Origin of the sequence: Streptomyces fractus (assembly GCF_049844455.1) — a bacterium.
GTDB classification, from domain to species: domain Bacteria; phylum Actinomycetota; class Actinomycetes; order Streptomycetales; family Streptomycetaceae; genus Streptomyces; species Streptomyces fractus.
This window is the reverse complement of record NZ_JBMYHI010000002.1, coordinates 1,692,683-1,707,974: the sequence shown is the minus strand read 5'-3', so window position 1 is coordinate 1,707,974 and position 15,292 is coordinate 1,692,683. Positions and strand designations below refer to the sequence as shown.

The following is a 15,292-nucleotide window of genomic DNA, read 5'->3' as shown; positions in this document are numbered from 1 at the left end:
GGTTCGGGCAGTTGCTGCCAATGCGCTTCACTGACACCGTTGTAGCATGTCGTCCAATGGATGACAAACAATATGTCGTCGAATCGATGACAGGCAGGATGGGTCGCCGGACAACTGACCAGACGGCCGACCAGCCGACCAACCAAGGGAGGTGCCCATGACCCCGTCCGACCAGTCGGCATCGTCGAACGCCGACGCAACGAGCCCGGCGTCGTTCCTCGCCGCCGCGGCAGCCCTCGAGGCGATCGACGACGCGCTGCACACCGCCGGACGCGCGGACCCGGGCGGCGCCGAGACGCACGACGTCGGCGCGGCTCAGGCCCTGGCCTCCCTGCTGCTGTTGCGGCAGGTCCGCGAGCAGCTCGCCGGATGGGAGACCGGGCTGATCGAAACGGCCCGCCAGGCGGGTGCCAGCTGGGCCGATCTCGCCCACCCTCTCGGCGTCGCCAGCCGTCAGGCAGCCGAGCGCCGCTATCTGCGGGGGCAGCCCGGCCCCGCCGGAACCACCGGCGAACAACGCGTCCAGGCCACCCGCGAGCGCCGCGCCGCCGAGCGCACCACCGCCACTTGGGCCCGCCACCACGCGGCCGACCTGCGCCGCATCGCCGGCCAGATCACGGCCCTCACCGACCTGCCCACGACGGCCCGCAAACCGCTCGGCCGACTCCACGAGGCCCTCGCCGACAACGACCCCGCCGCACTCATCCGCCCCCTCAACGCCACCCGCCCCCACCTCACCCCCGGCCACGCGGACCTCGCCGCGCAGCTCGACGCCCTGACCAACTCCGACTCCGCGACGGGTCCGGAAGCCTCCTAGTGCGTCACCCTGCGCGCAGCCGGCGCACGTCTCCCAGTTGCTGCGTGGGCTGCCGGCCAGTCGTGCCGATCGGCGCCGTGTGGCGGATGTACTGATTCCGAGGGCACGGGCGAGGCGCCGGGGCGGGCCGCCGCCGTCCGAGTGGGCGCGGATCGCTGCGTCGTCTATCGCGCGGAGGCGGTCATGGAGGCGTCGGGTCCCCATGAGTGCGGCAGCCCAGTCGGCAAGCTTGGGTGGTGGTGTGCCGGGGTCGCGGGAATTGACGTGGGTGCGAAGCATGCCCAGGGCCCATAGATGACTGTCCAGGACTTCGGCCATGATCTCGGCGTCTGCGCCGAGGGCCTCGGCTTCGGCCGCGGTCAGGCTGATGGTGATCTGAAGACCGGCGCCCGATCGGTCATCGCCGGGATGGCAGGTAACGCTCATGGGGCTGCTCCTGAACGCATGGTGGGGTTCCTCCAAGACCAGTGATGGAGAGGGGTGTCAGGGGAGGACGCGGGCGAAGGAGTCGAGGGCTGTCAGGGCGTCGGGGCCGGCGGGCGCGAGGACCACGCTGGTCGCGCCGGCCGTGTGGCGGGCGGCGATCGCCGCGCGGGCCTGGTCGGGCGTTCCGGCGATGCTCAGCTCGCGGACCCAGGCGGCGGGCATGGTCCGGGCGAACTCCCGGGCGTTGGAACAGGCGGCACGGTGGGCGCGCAGTTCGGCGGCGAAGGGCAGTGGGTCGATGTGGGCCGCCCAGTCCGGCTCGCCGATTGCTTCCAGGCCGGCCCGGACGCGGGCGAGGGCGGCTTCCTCGTCGTCGTCGACGGCTGCGGCGTCGTAGGTGATGATCTCCCGGGTTCCCGAGGAGGCTGCGGGCCCCAAGTGGCGCAAGGAGGCGGTTACGTAGGCGGGGGCGGCGGGTTCGGCCAGAAGGAGCCCGTCGGCCACCTCGCCCGCGGCTTGCTGTGACCGGGGGCCGCGGACGCCCAGGACAACCGGTGGGACGGCCTCGGCGTCGGGGGTTTCGGTGAGGACGACGCCTTCGCAGCGCACATAGCGGCCGTTCCCGGGCCCCGGCTCACCCCGCAAGAGCAGTCGCAGCGCAGTCGTGTACTCCCTGAGGAGTGTCAGGGGGCTGTCGGGCCAGGATCCGGCCTGGCGCATCCAGTCGGGCATGCCGTGGCCGATTCCGGCGATGAGGCGGCCGGGGTGGAGCTGGGCGAGGGTGGCCAACTCCATCGCGGCGAAGCACACGTTGCGGGCGCCTGCGGGCAGAAGGCCGATGCCGACCGTGATGTTCGCCGTGCCGGCCAGGGCGGATGCGGCCTGGGCGATGCCGCCGCGCCAGCCGAGGTCCTCCACCACCCAGAGCTGATCGAAGCCGAGCTCTTCGGCGCGCCGGGCGTAGGACAGCACCTCGCGTGCGGGCAGGTCCCGGGGCAACAGGACTCCGACGCGGCCGCGGGCGGGCCGGGCATGAGGATCAGACATCGGGCTCCTTCGGGGCGAGGGGCCTTGCCGCTCCTCGCGGGCTGGGGCTTGTACGGCACAGTCTCAGGGACCGTGTCGTACAAGCCGTTGGCGCGCAAGGGTCGGCACGGCGGCCCTCCGTGTCATCACCGCCGGCATGCTCCGCGTCGTGGTCTGCTGCCGCGCCCACCGAGGTGCCGGGCTCAGTCCGGTCTCAGCATGTCGCGAGGCCGGCTCCGAGAGGGCCGGACTCGCGATTGAAGACGTGGCGCCTACCAGTAGGTGCGCGTGATCTTGTCGGGCAGGTGCCCTCGGCGCTCCCCCTCTTGGAAGATCGCCGATGCCGTGAGCAGGAAGGCGTGACGGAACTGCGTGTCGGGGACGGGGTTTTCCACGTTCCCGACCCTCTTGTTGAGGGTCATGTTGCCGAGGGGCTCTCCCTCTGGTGTGCAGGGGCGGGCAATTGACCCTTCCGGGTCGATCAGGACGTGTCCGGTGGCTCCGACTGCGGTTTCCCAGGCGTACACGGATCCTGCTTCGTGGGACATGGTCTTTCTGCATGTCAGTGATGCCGTCACGTGAATCTCCGCTACGAGTGTTCGTTGCCTGTCTCACATGGTTCGGCCTGCAAGGAGTCCAGCGACCCTCACCTGCGCTACCTGAACCCTTACTGCGGATGACCCGGATTGGCGTCGCGGAACACCAGGCGTACGGAGGTCCACCCCGCCGGACACTACTGTCGGAGCCATGACTGACAACGCGCTGCGCTCCGTGTCCATCGAACGTTCCGGGCCGGGGCGGTTCACCGCGACCAACGTACGTGGGGGCACGGTGACCTTCGGTACCGGTTCGGATGAGGACTTCACGCCGGTCGAGCTCCTGCTCGCCGCCCTCGGCGGCTGCACCGCCGTCGACGTGGAGGCCGCCACGACCCGGCATGCCGAGCCGACCGCGTTCACCATCACGGCGTCCGGCGACAAGGTCGAGGACGAGGGTGGCAACCGGATGACGGACCTCGCGGTCACCTTCCATGTCACGTTCCCCGACGGGCCGGAGGGGGACCGGTCCCGCGCGATCCTGCCGCGGGCCGTGAAGAGCTCGCACGACCGGCTGTGCACGGTGAGCCGCACCGTGGAGGCGGGCACACCGGTCACCGCGACAGTGTCGCCTGAGGCCTGACCCCGGCCGGCACACGCACAAGTGCGGAACGAATGAGGCGCCGCGGCCGGGCCGCCCCCACAGCGGCCGCGGTCGCGGCACCGGTCCAAGGTGTCCGAGCCGGTCGGCTCAGACGGAGAAGCGCTCCTTCGCGAGGAGGGGGCGTACCCGTGAGGCGAAGCCGCCCGTGCGGAAGGGCTGTTGGAGCAGGCCGGGGCTCAGTTCCTGGGCGAGGGCGGCCGCGATCATGCCCTGGTCCAGGGCCAGCACGAAATCGCTGACCCGGCCTGTCTTCACGTTCACCGAGTCCCGGAAGCCGTAACGCTGGTCGTACGCACCGAAGTCCGCGTCGAGCGCCTTGAGGTTCGCGACGGCCTCCGCGCGGGCGTACGGAAGGGCGAGGAAGGAGGCGTGCGGGGTGACGACGCCGAGGGAGTTGTAGCCCTCCTCCTGCATGCCGAGGGCGTCGACACCGTATTCGCGGTAGCCGCCCTCGGGGATGTTGGCGGGGGAGAAGCCCCAGTAGCCGTACGCCGCCTCCTCCAGGCCGTGCTCGATCTGGCCGCGGACGTAACGGGTGTGCGTCGTGCCCCACGAGCGCGGGGACCACTGCGCCTCCGGCACGAACAGCGGCACCATCAGCGCCTCGAACATCGAGCCGCCCCAAGTGGGCACCACCTTGAGGCCCCGGTACGTGTAGTGGCCCTGCCACACCCGGACACCGTCGATCGTGACGTACGAGCCCTCGGGCTCCTGCTCCTGGCCCGCTCCCGGCAGCAGCGTGCGCGACAGGTGCCAGTAGTGCTCGGACGGCAGGCTGCCGTCGGCGATGCCGAGGTAACTCGCCATCCGGGGCTCGGTGTTGAGGGCGCCGTAGTGGTGGCCCGTCGGCTCGCCCTTGCCGGGCTTGTCGGGCCAGAAGCCACCGCGGAGCTGCCCGGGGCCCGTGACCGGGTCGGCCGCGTCGTAGGGCGTGTAGTAGTACGACCAGTCGGCGTCGGCCAGCAGCTTCGCGACGCGCGGGCGCAGCGCCGGCGAGGCGTGGGCGGCGATGCGCAGGCCCGTGACGAGCCAGGCGTTGTCCACCGACGACAGGAACGGGCGGACGGTGTCACCCGTCTCCGGCCAGGACGTCAGGAGTGAACCGTCGTGGGCGTCGTACCAGTTGAACCAGAAGCCGTGTGCCCGCTCCAGCTTCTCGACCGCCGCGACGGTCTTCGCGAGCCTGCGTTCCATGATGTCCCGGCCGATCACACCGAGCCCGCCGGCGGCGGCCGTCGACCAGAGCCCGCAGCCGATGTTCGTCGGCGAGGTCTGCACGGACGGCACCGGGGCGCCGGATCCGCTCACGTCCACCTTGTCCGTGACGAGGCCGAGGTCGGTGGTCATCGCCTCGATCGAGCGGTACGTCGAACGGAACCAGGTGCGCAGCAGCGACGGAGCCGGGACGGCGGGGGCGGCCGAGGCGAAGGGCGCGGCGCCCAGCGTCAGGGCGGCGCCACCGGCGCTCGCCGCGGTCAGGAACGTACGGCGGTCCATGAAGGTCCTTCTTCCGAAAGGGCGGACGTGGAAGGGAAGTTCGTGGTGCTCGTGTGGGGGAGTGGAGTGGAGAGGAGTGGGCGGGGCCGGCGCACGTCAGGGGTGTGCCGGCCCCCACCCGGCGGCCCGCGGGGTCAGGATCGCGGGCCTCAGGGGCGGGACAACGGGTGCTTGGTCCCCGCCCCGGTTCGGTGGTCGTGCCGTGCGGCGGTGTCCGTGCCCGGACCGCCGCTCGCGGTCACAGGCGCGGCAGGGCCTGCTCCCGGCCGAGGCCGCCCAGCCAGTGGGCGGCGGGCTTGGGTGTGCGGGCGAAGGTCTCGCGGTCCCAGCCGATGAGGCCGAACGTCGCCTTGTAGGTGCCCCACTCGTAGTTGTCGAGGGCGCTCCAGGCGAGGTATCCGCGGACGTCGAGCCCGTCGTCGAGGCAGGCCGCGACGGCGTCGAGGGCGCCCGCGTAGTAGTCGACGCGGCGCTGTTCGTCGTCCGTGGCGATGCCGTTCTCGGTGACGATCAGCGGGGTGTCCGGGCCGATGACCTCGGCGGTGTGCCGCAGCGCGTGGCCGACGGCCTCGGGGTAGTACTCCCACGTCGTGAGCGTGCGCTCGGCGTCGGCCGGGGCCGGCACGGGGCCGTCCGTGCCGATCTTCGTGCGGGTGTAGGACTGCACGCCGATCCAGTCGTCGCCGCGCGCCGCCTCGATGAAGATGTCCTCGCGGGGGTGGCGGTACGCGGCCGTGACCTCCTCGGCGCCGGGCAGCGCCTGGTAGACCTGGTTGGCGACGGTCCAGCCCACCTGGATCTCCGGGTTGATGGCACGCACGACCTTCACGGCGGCGTGGTGTGCCGCGATGACCGCGTGCGTGGTCTCCTCGTCGGGGAAGGGCAGTCCTGCGGGCGGGAAGCCCTGGTCTCCGCGCTTGGCGAGTCCGGCCATCACGGCGATCATGTTCGGCTCGTTGAGGGTGCACACGTGGCGGACGCCGTCCGCGATGATCGGCGCGCACGCCTCCACGTACCGCGCGAACAGCTCGACAGCGCCCTCGGCGGTGAAGCCGCCCAGATCCTCGAACCACTGCGGGATCGTGAAGTGGTGCAGGGTCACGTTCGGGCGCAGGCCGCGGGCGAGCGCGCCCTCGACCATGCGGCGGTAGTGGGCGATCTCGGCGCGCGAGAAGTGCCCGCGGGCCGGTTCGATGCGGGCCCATTCGACGCTGAACCGGTAGTCGGTGAAGCCGAGTTCGGCCAGCAGGTCCATGTCCTGCTCCCAGCGGTGGTAGCTGTCGCAGGCGTCCAGGCTCGGCTCCTGGATCCCGGCCGCCGGGTCGTGCTCCTTGCGCCACCAGTCGCTGTTGATGTTGTTGCCCTCGATCTGGTGGGCGGCGGTGGAAGCACCCCACAGGAAGCCGTCGGGGAAGGGCGTGCGGGCAGGGGTGGGCGTCATGGTGGTGTCTGTCTTTCTACGTGCGTGTGGGAGGGGCCGGTCAGTTCATGACCGCGGCGTGGCGGGTCACTTCATGCCGGCGGTGGCGATGCCCTGGGTGAAGTGCCGCTGCAGGACGGCGAAGACGAGCAGCACGGGCAGGACGACGAGCAGCGAGCCCGCCATGAGCATTCCGTTGCCGCCGCCGACCGTGCGGTTGGGGTCGTTGGCGAACGTCGCGAGGGCCACCGGGAGGGTGTACTTGTCCGGGTCGTTGGTGGCGATGAGCGGCCAGATGAAGTTGTTCCAGGACCCGAGGAACGTGAAGATCGTGAGCGTCGCGAGGGCCGGCTTGACCAGGGGAAGGACGATGCGCCAGAAGATGTACCACTCGCCCGCGCCGTCCATTCGGGCCGCTTCCAGCAGCTCGTCCGGGATGGACTGCATGAACTGCCGCATCAGGAAGACACCGAAGGCGCCCGCGGCGAAGGGCAGCACCAGGCCCGCGTAAGTGTCCAGCAGGTTCAGCTGGTTGATCAGGACGAACAGCGGAAGGACCATCAGGTTCGCCGGGACCATCAGGGCGGCGAGCACGACGCCGAAGACCTTCGAGCGGCCGCTGAAGTTCAGCTTGGCCAGCGCGTAGCCGAGCATCGAGCAGAACAGCAGATTGCACACGGTCACGAGGACCGCGACGATCACCGAGTTCAGGAAGTACCGCGGCATGTCGAGCTGGGCGAGCAGATCCTGGAAGTTCTGCAGCGTCCACTCGGACGGGATCCACACCGGTGGGCTGGCGGTGAGGTCCTTCTTCGTCTTGAAGGCGCTGAGCGCCATCCAGAGGAAGGGGGCGGCCATGATCAGCAGGCCGAGCGAGGCGACGACGTACAGCAGGGGCTTGCGGGCCCGCCGGTCGGGGCGGTGGCCGGTGGGGGTGACGGCGCTCATTTCGTGTTGTCCTTCATCAGTCGCAGCTGCAGCACCGTGATGCCCATGATCACAACGAACAGGACGTACGCCATCGCGCTCGCGTAGCCCATGTTGAAGAAGCTGAAGCCCTGCTTGTACATGTCGAGCGACACGGTCAGTGTGGCGTCGGACGGGCCGCCCTGGGTCATCACGAACGGTTCCTCGAAGACGTTGAGGTAGCCGATCGTGGTGATGACCGTGGCGTACAGCAGCGTCGGGCGCAGCAGCGGCACCGTGATCCGGCGCAGTTCCTGCCAGGCGCTCGCCCCGTCGAGCCGGGCGGCCTCGCGGACCTCCGTCGGGATGGCCTGCAGACCGGCGATCATCAGGACCATCACGGTACCGAGGTTGCGCCACACCGCCATCAGGATCAGCGACGGCATGGCCCAGGTCTCCGAACCCAGGAAGTCCGGTGCGGTGAAGCCGAGTTCGTCACCGAGCCCGGCGATGAGGCCGTCGGACGGGTCGAGCACGAACCGCCACACGATCGCCACGGCGACGATGGTGGTGACCACGGGAGCGTAGAAGCCGACGCGGAAGAAGGTGCGGGCCCGGTCGATCCCGTTGTTGAGCAGCACCGCGACGAACAGCCCGAGACCGATGGTCAGCGGTACTCCGACGACCACGAAGTACGCGGTGTTGAACAGCGCCCGCAGGAACTGGTCGTCGCCGAACAGCTTCACGTAGTTGTCGAAGCCGATGAACTTCGCGTCGAGCGGCTGCCGGACGTTGCGCTGCGCGAAGTCGGTGAAGCTCATCACGAGCGTCGCGATGATCGGGAAGAGCATGAAGACCGCGAACAGTGCCAGGAACGGGGTGGAGAACAGCCAGCCGGCCAGGTTCTGCTTCCCCATCGAGCGTTTTCCGCGCCGTTTCGTGCCGTCGCCGTCCTGGGGGCCGCCGTCCGGAGCCTTGACGGCTCCGGGCGGCGCGGGGGTGGGTGTCGTGGTGGACATGGTCCGTCCTTCGGGCTTCCGGCGTCCTGCGCACGTCCGGGGCGGGGGTGCGCGGGAGGCCGGGGTGGGGGAGTTGCTTCACGAGGCGGCGACCACCGCCGCCTCGAGGGTGCGGCTACTTCTGCACGAGGCCTTCGATCTCGGTGTTGGCCGTGTCGAGCGCGCTCTTCGCCGAGGCCTTGCCCTGGGCGACCTTCTCGATCGCGGTGTCGACCTTCGAGGTGATCTCGGTCCACTTGGGCTGGGCCGGGGAGGCCTTCGCCGACTCCATCTGCGTCTTCCAGACCTTCATGTCCGGGTCGGTGGCCAGGTCACCGGACTTCCAGGCGTTCACGTTGGCCGGGAGGTCCTTGGTGCGCTCGTACCAGTCGGCCTGGCCCTTGGTGTCCGTGAGGTACTTCACCAGTTCCTTGGCGGCGGCCTTGTGCCCGCTGTCGGCGGAGATGGTCAGCGCCGAGCCGCCGGCCATGGCGGCGGAGGTCTCGTCGGCGGGCACGTTGGCGACGGCCCACTTGCCCTTGAGGTCCGGGTAGTTGTCGGCCAGCAGGCCCATGTGCCAGGGGCCGCCGAAGAACATCGGCACGGAGCCGTTGTTGAAGTCCTTGGTCACGTCGTAGCCCGGGCGCACGGACTTCTCGCTCAGGCCCTTCTTGAAGTAACTGCCGTAGTTCTCCAGGGCCTTGACGGCCTGTGGGCTGTTGGCGACGGCCTTGCCGTCCTCGGTGACGAGTTGGCCGCCCGCCGAGTACAGGAACTGGTAGAAGCTCTGCACGGTGTCGAGGCCGCCCGGCTGGATGGACAGGCCCCACTTGGTGCCGGCCTTGTCCTGGTACTTCTCGGCGGCCTGCCGCAGTTCGGCCATGGTGGCCGGTGCCTTGTCGATGCCGGCCTTCTTCGCCAGGTCGGTGCGGTAGTAGAGCGCGCGGGTGTCGACGTACCACGGCACACCGTAGGTGTCACCGTCGTACTGGCCCTGCTTCCAGCCGGCCGGGAAGTAGTCCTTCTCCTTGAAGGTCTTGGTGTCGACCTTCTCGAGGGCGCCCATGTCCGCGAACTCGGTGAGGTAGCTGCCGCCCATCTGCATCACGTCGGGCAGCTTGTTCGCCGCGGCGGCCGAGACCAGCTTCTGGTGGGCGACGTCCCAGCCGATCGGGGTCACCTTGACCGTGATGTTCGGGTTCGCCTTCTCGTAGACCTTGGCCACGTCGGCGAGCTTCTCGCCCTCGGTGCCCATGGCCCACACCGTGAGCGTCTGCTTCGCATCGGCCTTGACCTGGTCGCCGCCGGAGCCGCCGCAAGCGGTCAGGGTGAGTGCGGACGCCAGGGTGACGCCGATCGCGGCGGTGGTGGCTCGGCGGTTCATGGACGGCTCCTCCTTGAGCGGACCGTGGAATGTAAGCGCTGTTTGTAAGCGCATACATCACTCTGTAAGAACGCCCTCGATGTGGCAAGAGGGGCTTGGTCACACTCTCGTAACGGCAGTGACATCACGGGAGAGTCATCAAGTGGAAGGGCGTCACGTGACATCGAGAGGGAGACATCAAGTGACATCAGGGGGCAAGCGGGGCCACCCCAGAAGGTCATACCTCCTGATCTAAGGTCTCGGCCATGACCCACAGCACAGTCGCCGACGGAGATCGCTCGGCCCGCGACTTCGCGCACGACTTCCCCTTCGACCCCGCCTACGGCCGGACGTTGAGCGAGCTGCTGCGCATCCCCGCGCCCGGGGCCCCCGCCGGCTTCGACGCGTTCTGGCGCTCGCGCCACGAGGCGGCCGGCGCGGTGGACCCGAGGCCCGAGCTCGGACGGCTCGTCGAGGAGCGGGACGGTGTGCGCGTCCACGAGGTGTCGTACACCTCCGTGGGCGGCGTCCGGCTCGGCGGCTGGCTCGTGCTGCCCGCCGAGGGGGAGGCGGAGCACGGCTTCGTCGTCGGCCACGGCTACGGAGGCCGCGACCAGGTCGGCCCCGACGTGCCGCTGCCGCTGCCCCGGTCCGCGGCGATCCTGCCGTGCGTGCGCGGCATGCCGGACCGCGGCCTGCTGTCCGGCGTGCCGTCCGTCGCCGCGGAACACGTCCTGCACGGGATCGCCTCGCGTGACACCTACGTCATCGGAGAGTGTGTCGCCGACCTGTGGTGTGCCGCGTCGGCGCTGCTGGAACTGGTGCCGGAGCTGAACGGTCCCGACCCGCGCCTGGGATACCTCGGCGTGAGCTTCGGCGGCGGGCTCGGCGCCCTGGCGCTGCCGTGGGACGAACGGCTCGCCGCGGGGCAGCTGACCGTGCCGACGTTCGGCAACCACCCGTTGCGGCTGAACCTGGACTGCGTCGGCAGCGGCGCGGCCGTGCGCCGGTACCGCGCGCAGCACCCCGAAGTCGTCGACGTGCTGGGCTACTTCGACGCGGCGACGGCGGCCGGCCGGCTGCGCAAGCCGGTTCTGGTGGCCGCGGCGCTCTTCGACCCGTCGGTGCCGCCGCCCGGCCAGTTCGCCGTGTACAACGCGCTGGCCGGGGAGCGGGAGCTGCGGGTGCTGGAGGCCGGGCATTTCGAGTACGAGGGGGCGCAGGCGGAGCAGGCCGGGCTGGACGCCGCCACCGCGGACTTCTTCGCCCGTGTGCTGAGGTGAGGTGAGGCTGAGGTGAGGTGAGGGGTGGTGGATGGCGTGAGGTGTGGCGATGTGTGGTGGGTGGCGTGAGGCGTCGCGACGCCTCACGTACGGCCGCCGGCCGGGGTGTCTACTTCACCTGCCCCGCGCACCCGCAACTGGCCCGGCGCACGACCGACACCGGCAACACCTTCGAGACCGGACCGCCGCCCCGGCGCCCGGTCAGACGGCGGACGAGCAGTTCCACCGCCTCCTCGCCCATCTGCCGCATCGACTGGTGAACGGTGGTGAGCGCGGGCCGCACCAGGCGGCCGAGCGCGATGCCGTCGAAGCCGGTGACCGCGATGTCCTTCGGCACCCGCACACCCCGGCGCTCGAAGGAGTGCAGGGCGCCGACCGCCAGCTGGTCGTTGGCGAACAGCACTGCCTGCGGCCGCTCGCCGGGCCGGTCGAGCAGGGCGTCGGCGGCGCGGGCACCCTCGGCCTGCGTCATCATGCCGACGCTGACGTCGGGTTCCTCGGGCGCGGGGATCCCTGCGGCCCGGCAGGCCTCCACGTACCCGCGGAAACGGGCCCGTACGTCCGGTGAGTCCTCGGCGGCGCCGACGTAGGTGAGCCGGCGCAGCCCGTGGTCCTCGATGAGGTGCCGGGTGAGTTCGCGCTGGCCGTCGGCGTTGGCGACCTCGACGTGGTCCAGGTGGTCGTGGACGTCGGGCTCGCGCGGCCCGGCCAGCATGACCACCGGCTGGCGCTGCGCGATGACCTCCAGGTCCTCCGTCGGCACGGTGCGGGCCATCACCGCGAACCCGTCGGACCGGCCGGCCACCTTCGCCACCTGGCTCTCCGGGCCGCCCTTGGGGGAGGCCGCGATCAGCAGCGCGTACCCGTGGCGGCGCGCGGCCCGCTCCATGCCGCGGATGATCTGGTCGGCGTAGAGCACCGCGGCGTCGTCCTCCGCCTCGTCGCCCGGGCCGTGCTCCGCCTCCGACTCGACGTCCGGGTCGGAGTAGTCGGGCAGGCACAGGCCGAGTACGCCGGTGGAGCGGCTGGCGAGGCCGCGGGCGTTGCCGCTGGGTACGTAGCCGAGCTCACGGGCGGCCGCGAGGACCCGCTCGCGGGTCTGGGCGCGGACCGTGTCGGGTGTGCGGAACACGCGGGACACAGTGGCGATGGACACGCCGGAGCGTTCGGCGACGTCGTACACCGTGGGGGCTGTGCTCACTGGGTGGAATCCCCCGAGTCCGTTGCGGCCCGGCAGGGCCTGAGTCTATGAAAGCGCATTCACTTTAGGTGGATGGCGTCAGCGGGGCAAGGGAAGTCGATCACGAAGCGCCACGTCCGCACACCTCCGGGGGAGAGCCCGGTCCAGCGCGCCGTTCCCGGAGTGCGGTGGCCAAGGGCACACATCGACGATGCTCAACGGAGGCGGATGCCGCGCAAGTTTTCCTGAGGGTCCAGGAAGGCGAGCGTCCGGCCCGCGGCCAGCGGGGCGCTCGTGCCGAGGCTCGCCGTGAACTCGCCTTTCCACAACGTGCGGCCGTCGGAGGAACGCAGGACGCGTGTCGTTTGCCGGCTCTGGAAGAGCCGGGCGGTTCGGGTGTGCCGGATCATCGTGTAGGCGCCCGCGGAGGCGATGTCGAGGTCCGTACCGCCCTCGGACCGCCAGCGTTCCTTGCCGTCGTCGGCGTTGAGGCAGACGACGCCGTCGGCCGTGGGCAGGACGAAGCCGTCGGGGGTGGACACCGCGTCGGGGGCACGGTCCCCGGTGGGCGCCGCACCCTTGAAGGTCCACTTCTCCTTGCCGGTGCGGACGTCGACGGCCGTGGGTCTGCTGCGCTCGCCCTTGAAGCGGGGCAGCAGGAGGGTGCTACCGGACAGCGGGGCCGCCGGGGGAGCCTCCTCGTCGAGGCCGCTGGTGCCGGGTACCGTCGTGACCTTGGCCAGGGGGATGCGCCACTTCTCCTTTCCCGTGCGGGCGCCCAGCAGGACGAGATCGATGCGCTTCTTGGTGACCTTGTCGTGGAAGAGGACGGCATCATCCGTGCGCTGTGGCGCGCTGATGTGCTGTCCCAGCTCGGTGTACAGGTTCATGCCGGGCCGGTCCCACAGCTTCCTTCCGGTCGCTCCGTCGAGTGCCGTCGAGCCCACCAGGGCCATGTCGCCGATCCCCTCGATGGAGCCTGGCTGGTCCATCTCTCGGGTCCAGCGTTCCTTCCCCGTGCGTGCGTCGAAGGCGGTGACCGTCTGCTGGTTGGGGTCGCCGTTGTCGAAGAGCACCAGTCCGCTGCGGTCGAGGACGTGCAGGTGGTAGTCGTCCTTGTCGTACAGTTCCCGCTTCCAACGGGTCCTGCCGGTCGCGCCATCGAGTACGTACAGCATGGCGATCCGGTCCTGGGGCAGCTGCATCAACGCGAGCACGGTGTCGCCGTCGTCGACCGCCGCGGCCTGTGAGGCTCCGGCCAGGGGCCACTCGAGGCGCAAGTCGCGCTTCCAGAGATGCTTGTCGCCGGCGAGTTCGAACGCTTGGAACGCGGCGCCGGTGTGGGCGGGGACGAAGCAGCGAGTGCCGGACAGGATGGGCTGGTCCCAGCCTCCGCGGCGTTCACCGAGGCCGTGCGACCAGGCGAACGCGTCGTGTCCGGGGTCGGCGGAGAAATAGACGCCCGCCGAAATGGCGGCCGTGGCCACCGCGGCGAATCCGGCGCCGCCCAGCAGCAGTCCACGGCGGCTCAACTCGGGGCGGCCGCTGGCCTCCGGGGTGCTGTGCTGTGCCGCCGTGACGGTGACGGCGGCATCGAGGGGTACGGGGGCGGCGGACGCGGGCTCCGGATCGACCACGGTGGGCGGGTGTGCGGGGCGCGGCGCGGGCACCGGTGTCGCCGGGGCGGCCTGCCCCTCCAGTTCGCGCAGCGCGTCGCCGAGTTCGGTGGCCGAGCCGTACCGCTCCTGAGGGTCCTTCGCCAGCAGGCGCAGGATCAACGCGTCCCAGGCAGGGGAGAGGTGCGGTGCGATGCTGCTGGGCGCTGGTGGCACGTCGTTGAGGTGCGCTGTCAGAAAGCCGAGGGTGTCGGGTGCGGTGAACGGCAGCCTGCCGGTGCGCAGTTCGAACAGGACGCAGCCCATCGCGTACAGGTCGCTGCTCTGCTCCGGGTAGCCGCGGGCCTGTTCGGGTGCCATGTACGCGGCCGTGCCGATGACCAGTCCGGTACGGGTCAGCCGGCCGTCGGTGGCCGAGGCGTCGGCGGCCCGCGCGATCCCGAAGTCCAGGACCTTGATCCGGTCCGACGGCGTCACGAAGAGGTTGGCGGGCTTGATGTCACGGTGCAGCACACCCGCGGCGTGCGCTTCCGCGAGCGCCTCGCAGATCTGCCCTCCCCACCGGGCCGCCTGCGCGCCGCCGACCGGGCCCCGCTGGACGGTGGCCTCCAGGCCCTCGCCGCGCAGCAGTTCCATGACCAGGAACGGTGTGCTGCCCTCGGGGGTGACGGCCGTGCCGACGTCGTGCACGGTCACGATGTGCGGATGCTGCAGCGCGGCGGTGATCCGCGCCTCGCGCAGAAAGCGGGCGCGCGCGTCGTCGGCGCTGCTGCCGCCGCCCGCGAGCATCGAGATCACCTTGACGGCGACCGGGCGCCCCAGGACCTCGTCCCGGGCCTCCCACACTTCCCCCATCCCGCCCTGACCCAGCGGCCTGATGAGCCGGTACCGGTCGGCCAGTATGCGATCCGCCACGTCTCAAGTCCCCCAGATTGCACCGTGGTTCAGCGAAGTGATCGCAGCGTAGCCCTCCGGCGCGGGGCGTGTGTACGGTCGGGTGTATGGCGAAACTATGGAGGTCGGCGTTCGCACGCGTTCGCTACCGACTTGATGTGTGCGCGGCTGTGGCGGGGCGCGCGGCACCGGATTCCATCACGGTGTAACAGGCGAATGGCATTCAGCCGGCCCGGCGCGCTTCCGGCCGAATTCGAAGGCGCGCTGCTCTGCCATGACGGTTCCGGTGAACTCGTACTCCCGGGCTTCCACCGGTTCAGCAAGTAGTACGTGGTGTGGGGAGCGGTAGACGAACGCCGCAGTCACCAGCTGAGGGACAAGCACCCGCACGAGAGTGGAAACCGGCTCTTCGTCACCCACGCAGAAGGCGAAGAGGCGGGCAGGGTGGGCGTGTTCGAGCACGGCGACGGTGCCTCGTTCCCGGAAGACCCGGCCTCCGACAGCCTCCCCCGCCTCCTGAAGGCCACCGCGCAGGTCCTGCGCTATTTGATCTTGCTGGTGCACAGCGTCGAGCGGGAAGCAGAACTTGTCCGACGCAGCACGGCGTTCGGCTTGTCGAATGCCTGGTGTGACGGAGAACGGTCTCTACGAGGTGTCCGGCGGGCT

The 15,292-nt window shown here is 70.4% G+C and carries 14 protein-coding genes; 4 read left to right on the top strand and 10 right to left on the bottom strand.

Translation table 11 applies throughout. The features are described from left to right. Window positions 1–157: 157 nt before the first annotated feature. Both ACP4E5_RS09705 and ACP4E5_RS09700 read left to right on the top strand, forming a co-directional pair. Window positions 158–817, top strand: a complete 660-nt coding sequence (locus tag ACP4E5_RS09705; RefSeq protein WP_425827000.1) for a type III effector protein — start codon at window positions 158–160, stop codon at window positions 815–817. Between the two features lie 294 nt (window positions 818–1,111). After that, window positions 1,112–1,288: a hypothetical protein gene (locus ACP4E5_RS09700; protein WP_425826998.1), complete on the top strand. Its 177-nt coding sequence runs from the start codon at window positions 1,112–1,114 to the stop codon at window positions 1,286–1,288. A 12-nt stretch (window positions 1,289–1,300) separates the two neighbouring features. Here ACP4E5_RS09700 and ACP4E5_RS09695 read toward each other — a convergent pair whose 3' ends face one another. Both ACP4E5_RS09695 and ACP4E5_RS09690 read right to left on the bottom strand, forming a co-directional pair. Continuing rightward, window positions 1,301–2,290, bottom strand: coding sequence for an LLM class flavin-dependent oxidoreductase (locus tag ACP4E5_RS09695; RefSeq protein WP_425826996.1), 990 nt, complete (start codon window positions 2,288–2,290; stop codon window positions 1,301–1,303). 251 nt (window positions 2,291–2,541) lie between these two features. Further along, window positions 2,542–2,691, bottom strand: coding sequence for a hypothetical protein (locus ACP4E5_RS09690; RefSeq protein WP_425826994.1), 150 nt, complete (start codon window positions 2,689–2,691; stop codon window positions 2,542–2,544). Window positions 2,692–3,016: 325 nt separating this feature from the next. Between ACP4E5_RS09690 and ACP4E5_RS09685 the strand changes: the two genes are divergently transcribed. After that, window positions 3,017–3,448, top strand: a complete 432-nt coding sequence (locus tag ACP4E5_RS09685) for an OsmC family protein (RefSeq protein ID WP_425826992.1) — start codon at window positions 3,017–3,019, stop codon at window positions 3,446–3,448. Between the two features lie 108 nt (window positions 3,449–3,556). Here the strand turns inward: ACP4E5_RS09685 and ACP4E5_RS09680 are convergent, their stop codons facing one another. The 5 genes from ACP4E5_RS09680 to ACP4E5_RS09660 form a co-directional block, all read right to left on the bottom strand. Continuing rightward, window positions 3,557–4,966 carry a glucoamylase family protein gene (locus tag ACP4E5_RS09680; RefSeq protein WP_425826990.1) on the bottom strand — a complete coding sequence of 470 codons (1,410 nt, stop codon included), beginning with the start codon at window positions 4,964–4,966 and terminating at the stop codon, window positions 3,557–3,559. A gap of 238 nt (window positions 4,967–5,204) precedes the next feature. Beyond that, window positions 5,205–6,407, bottom strand: coding sequence for a glycoside hydrolase family 1 protein (locus ACP4E5_RS09675; RefSeq protein WP_425826988.1), 1,203 nt, complete (start codon window positions 6,405–6,407; stop codon window positions 5,205–5,207). A 66-nt stretch (window positions 6,408–6,473) separates the two neighbouring features. After that, window positions 6,474–7,334 carry a carbohydrate ABC transporter permease gene (locus ACP4E5_RS09670; protein ID WP_425826986.1) on the bottom strand — a complete coding sequence of 287 codons (861 nt, stop codon included), beginning with the start codon at window positions 7,332–7,334 and terminating at the stop codon, window positions 6,474–6,476. After that, on the bottom strand, window positions 7,331–8,311 hold the full coding sequence (locus tag ACP4E5_RS09665; RefSeq protein ID WP_425826984.1) for a carbohydrate ABC transporter permease: 981 nt from the start codon (window positions 8,309–8,311) through the stop codon (window positions 7,331–7,333). Before ACP4E5_RS09665 ends, ACP4E5_RS09670 begins: the two co-directional genes overlap by 4 nt. A gap of 115 nt (window positions 8,312–8,426) precedes the next feature. Then, window positions 8,427–9,674 (bottom strand): sugar ABC transporter substrate-binding protein, encoded by a 1,248-nt coding sequence (locus tag ACP4E5_RS09660; RefSeq protein ID WP_425826982.1) that lies wholly within the window; start codon window positions 9,672–9,674, stop codon window positions 8,427–8,429. A 245-nt stretch (window positions 9,675–9,919) separates the two neighbouring features. Here ACP4E5_RS09660 and ACP4E5_RS09655 point away from each other — a divergent pair, with 245 nt between their 5' ends. Further along, on the top strand, window positions 9,920–10,936 hold the full coding sequence (locus ACP4E5_RS09655; RefSeq protein WP_425826980.1) for an acetylxylan esterase: 1,017 nt from the start codon (window positions 9,920–9,922) through the stop codon (window positions 10,934–10,936). 109 nt (window positions 10,937–11,045) lie between these two features. Here ACP4E5_RS09655 and ACP4E5_RS09650 read toward each other — a convergent pair whose 3' ends face one another. The 3 genes from ACP4E5_RS09650 to ACP4E5_RS09640 form a co-directional block, all read right to left on the bottom strand. Then, complete coding sequence (locus ACP4E5_RS09650) at window positions 11,046–12,137, bottom strand: LacI family DNA-binding transcriptional regulator (protein ID WP_425826978.1); 1,092 nt, start codon at window positions 12,135–12,137, stop codon at window positions 11,046–11,048. Window positions 12,138–12,331: 194 nt separating this feature from the next. Beyond that, window positions 12,332–14,647, bottom strand: a complete 2,316-nt coding sequence (locus ACP4E5_RS09645; RefSeq protein WP_425826976.1) for a protein kinase domain-containing protein — start codon at window positions 14,645–14,647, stop codon at window positions 12,332–12,334. A gap of 177 nt (window positions 14,648–14,824) precedes the next feature. Beyond that, window positions 14,825–15,088, bottom strand: a complete 264-nt coding sequence (locus ACP4E5_RS09640) for a hypothetical protein (protein ID WP_425826974.1) — start codon at window positions 15,086–15,088, stop codon at window positions 14,825–14,827. Window positions 15,089–15,292 lie beyond the last annotated feature (204 nt).